The organism is Devosia sp., from assembly GCF_036406155.1.
In the GTDB taxonomy this organism is placed as follows: Bacteria; Pseudomonadota; Alphaproteobacteria; order Rhizobiales; family Devosiaceae; genus Devosia_A.
On sequence record NZ_DASWVV010000126.1, the window covers coordinates 1 to 4,091 of the forward strand.

Genomic DNA, 4,091 nt, shown 5'->3' on the forward strand with positions numbered 1-4,091 from the left:
CGTTGGTGACCTGCGACTCTTCCACGCCGAGTTGCTCGGCGATGATTTTCTTGACACGTGCTTCGATATCGCTCATGGGTTCCCTCAGAGGGTTTGTGAATGAATCCGCGATTTTAGCGCCCCACCACGACCGTTCGGGGCCGGCCCCGGACGGGGCGGCTCCGCCGGCATGGACCCGGCCGCGCGGACGGGCCGCGCGGCCGGCGCGCTTCACGCCATGTACATGCCGCCGTTGACGTGGATTTCCTGGCCTGTCACGTAGCCGGCCCGGGGCGACGCCAGGAAGGCGACGGCAAAAGCGATGTCCGCCGGCTGCCCGAGGTGGCCCAGCGGAATCTGCTGCAACAACCCCTCCTGCTGCGTCGGCGGCAGGCCGGCGGTCATGTCGGTCTCGATGAAGCCGGGCGCGATGCAGTTGACGGTGATCTTGCGGCTGCCCAGTTCGCGCGCCAGCGCGCGCGTCATGCCGGCCACGCCGGCCTTGGCCGCGGCGTAGTTTGCCTGACCCGGGTTGCCGCTCGCGCCGACGACCGACGTGATGTTGATCATCCGGCCGTAGCGCTGCTTCATCATCGTCTTCATGGCGGCGCGGCACATGCGGAACACCGCCTTGAGATTGGTGTCGACGACGGCGTCCCAGTCCTCGTCCTTCAGGCGCATCGCGAGCATGTCCCGGGTGATGCCCGCATTGTTCACGAGGACGTGCAGGCCGCCCTGCCCGGCGGCGACCCGGTCCACCAGCGCCTGCGCGGCGGCACCGTCGTTGACGTCGAGGACGGCGCCCGAACAGCCCGGCCAGGCCGAAAGCGCCTGCCCGATCGCCGTGGCGCCAGCCTCCGACGTCGCCGTGCCCACCACCTTCATTCCCTGCTGCGCCAGTTCCAGCGCGATCGCCGCGCCGATGCCGCGGCTCGCGCCGGTGACCAGCGCCACCTGGCCCTGCATGCTGGCGGTCATGCAAGCACTCCCTTCACTTCGGCGAGGGTGGCCGGGTCGTACATCGCCGCGGACGTGAGTTCCGGCGCGATGCGCTTGGTCATGCCGGCCAGCACCTTGCCAGGGCCGCACTCGACGATCGCGGACGCACCCATCGCCGCGATGGCGCGCACGCAGTCGACCCAGCGCACCGGCCCGAACGCCTGCTGGTACAGCGCGGCGCGGATGCGGTCGGGATCGGATTCGACCTTGGCCTCGATGTTGTTCACGACCGGGATGCGCGGCGCGGCAAAGGCCGTGGCGGCGAGCTGGCGCTGCAGCCGTTCCGCGGCCGGCTTCATCAGGCTGGAATGGAACGGGGCGGACACCGGCAACGGCAGCGCCCGCTTCGCCCCGTTGGCCTTGAGGACCTCGCAGGCCTTCTCGACGGCCGCCTTGCTGCCGGCGATCACGGTCTGCACCGGGTCGTTGAAGTTCACGGCTTCCACCACTTCCCCGCTGTTCGTGCCGAAGCTGCGCGCCGCCTCGGCACAGCCGTCGACGACCTTCTGCGCATCGAGGCCGAGGATGGCCGCCATCGCGCCGGTGCCGACCGGCACCGCTTCCTGCATGGCCTGCGCGCGAAACCGCACCAGCGGAGCCGCGTCTGCCAGCGTGAGCACTCCGGAGGCGACCAGCGCCGAGTACTCGCCCAGCGAGTGGCCGGCGACGACGGACGGCTGCGCGCCGTCCTCGGCCAGCCAAGCGCGCCAGGCCGCGACGCCGGCCACCAGCATCACCGGCTGGGTGTTGGTGGTGAGGGCCAGCGTCTCCTTGGGGCCTTCCTTGATCAGGCGGCCGACGTCCTCGCCCAGGGCGTCGGACGCTTCCTTGACGGTGGCGGCGACGGCCGGGTGGTCGCCCCAGGCGTCGAGCATGCCGACGGCCTGCGAGCCCTGGCCCGGAAAGACGAATGCAAACGATTTCATGGTTGCTCTCTCGCGAGGGAAAAGCTGGACCGGCGTGCGCTCAGAAGTCGAGCAGCACCGCGCCCCACGTGAAGCCGCCGCCGACGCCCTCGAGCATCAGCGTGTCGCCGCGGGCGATCTTGCCGCCGCGCACCGCCGCATCGAGCGCGAGCGGGATCGAGGCGGCCGAGGTGTTGCCGTGCTGGTCGACGGTGACGATCACCTTGTCCAGCGGCAGCTTCAGCTTCCGGGCCGTGCCCTGCATGATGCGGATGTTGGCCTGGTGCGGAATGAGCCAGTCGATGTCGGCCTCGGTGCGACCGGCCTTGGCCAACGCCGCCCGGGCCGCGCTCTCGAGCACGCCCACGGCCAGCTTGAACACGGCCTGGCCGTCCATCTTCAGCAGCGGGTCGCCGAGCACCTTGCCGCCTGACACGGTGCCCGGGACGCACAGGATGCCGACATGCCTGCCGTCGGCGTGCAGGTCGGTGGCGAGAATGCCGGGCGTATCGGAGGCTTCCAGGACGACGGCGCCGGCGCCGTCGCCGAACAGCACGCACGTCGTGCGGTCGTCGAAGTCCAGGATGCGCGAGAACACTTCGGCGCCGATCACCAGCGCCTTGCTCGCGCTGCCGGTGCGGATCATCGCGTCGGCGATGGTCAGCGCGTAGACGAAGCCGCTGCAGACCGCCTGCACGTCGAACGCCGGGCAGCCGGCGATGCCCAGCTTGTGCTGCAGGATGCAGGCCGCCGACGGGAAGACCATGTCGGGGGTCGACGTCGCCACGATGATGAGGTCGATGTCCTGCGGGCCGACGCCCGCAGCCTCCATGGCGCGCCGCGCGGCCTGCGCACCGAGGTCGCTCGACGTCACGTCCGGCTCCGCGAAGTGGCGGGCCCGGATGCCGGTGCGCTCCACGATCCAGTCGTCCGAGGTCTCGACCCCGCGCGCCGCCAGTTCGGCGGCCAGTTCGGCGTTGGTGACGCGGCGGGGCGGCAGGAAACTGCCCGTCCCGGCGATGCGCGAATATGTGGTCATGAGGAAGTGAGCATCTTTTCGAGCGGCTGCGCGTCGTCCGCGGGGGAGACCAGCAGCGGCCGCGCATGCGCGATGCGCGCCTGCACGCGCTCCAGCAGCTTGTGCCGGGCCGCATCATACGCGCGGTTGAGGGCGTGCTCGAAGGCGAACGCGTCCGCCGAGCCGTGGCTCTTGAAGACCAGCCCGCGCAGCCCGAGCAGCGCGGCGCCGTTGTAGCGGCGATAGTCGACGCGCTTCTTGAACGCGGCGAGGACCGGATAGGCGACCAGCGCCGCCACCTTCGTCAGCGGATGGCGTGAGAACTCCTCGCGCAGGAAGCCGCCGACCATGGTCGCCAGCCCTTCGCTCGTCTTGAGCATCACGTTGCCGACGAAGCCGTCGCACACGACGATGTCGACGGTGCCCTTGTAGATGTCGTTGCCCTCGACGTTGCCGAAGAAGTTGAGGTCCCCCGAGGCGGCCGCCGCGCGCAGCAGCTCGCCGGCGCGCTTGATCACCTCGCTGCCCTTGATCACCTCCTCGCCGATATTGAGCAGTCCGACCGAGGGAGCCTCGTCCTCGTTCATCGCGGAGACCAGGGCCGAGCCCATGACGGCGAACTGCAGCAGGTGCTGCTCGGTGCAGTCGACGTTGGCGCCGAGGTCCAGCACCGTGGTGGCGCCGCCCTTCGCATTCGGCATCGGCGAAGCGATGGCCGGCCGGTCGATGCCCTCCAGGGTCTTGAGCAGGTAGCGCGCCAGTGCCATCAGAGCGCCGGTGTTGCCGGCCGACACGGCCGCGTCGGCCCGGCCATCCTTGACCTGCTGGATCGCGACCCGCATGGACGAGTCCTTCTTGCGCCGCAAGGCGACCTCGACCGAGTCGTCCATGGCGACGATTTCCGAGGCATGCAGCGCGGTGGCGCGCGGGTGCTGGAACGCGGCGAGGCTGTCGGGCGCGCCCACCAGCAGAAGGTGCGCGTCGGGGTGCTGCTCGAGAAAATGCCGGCAGGCGGGCAAGGTGACCTGGGGGCCGTGGTCGCCCCCCATGCAGTCAACAGCCAGAGTAGTCATGGCCTCAAATGTAGAGCCTTTTCGAGAGGCATCCGGAGCGCGCCGGGCGCGACGAAGCGGCGGCGCATAGAACAAAGGCCCGTGCTGCGCCTGCAGCCGGGCCTTGCCGCGAAGCCA

The 4,091-nt window shown here is 70.1% G+C and carries 4 protein-coding genes and 1 pseudogene; all 5 read right to left on the reverse strand.

The genetic code is table 11. From position 1 onward, the window contains the following. Positions 1-214 (reverse strand): annotated as a pseudogene (locus tag VGD93_RS07780) (hypothetical protein); the annotation flags it as partial. Then, entirely contained in the window at positions 211-957 is a 747-nt protein-coding gene (fabG, locus tag VGD93_RS07785; RefSeq protein WP_395010843.1) for a 3-oxoacyl-ACP reductase FabG, read from the reverse strand. The pseudogene VGD93_RS07780 and the gene fabG, both read right to left, overlap by 4 nt. Further along, positions 954-1,904, reverse strand: a complete 951-nt coding sequence (fabD, locus tag VGD93_RS07790) for an ACP S-malonyltransferase (RefSeq protein ID WP_395010845.1) — start codon at positions 1,902-1,904, stop codon at positions 954-956. Before fabD ends, fabG begins: the two co-directional genes overlap by 4 nt. Positions 1,905-1,944: 40 nt before the next feature. Next, positions 1,945-2,922, reverse strand: coding sequence for a beta-ketoacyl-ACP synthase III (locus VGD93_RS07795; protein WP_395010847.1), 978 nt, complete (start codon positions 2,920-2,922; stop codon positions 1,945-1,947). Then, positions 2,919-3,974 (reverse strand): phosphate acyltransferase PlsX, encoded by a 1,056-nt coding sequence (plsX, locus tag VGD93_RS07800; protein WP_395010849.1) that lies wholly within the window; start codon positions 3,972-3,974, stop codon positions 2,919-2,921. The genes VGD93_RS07795 and plsX overlap by 4 nt, the downstream gene beginning before the upstream one ends. Positions 3,975-4,091: the final 117 nt, after the last annotated feature.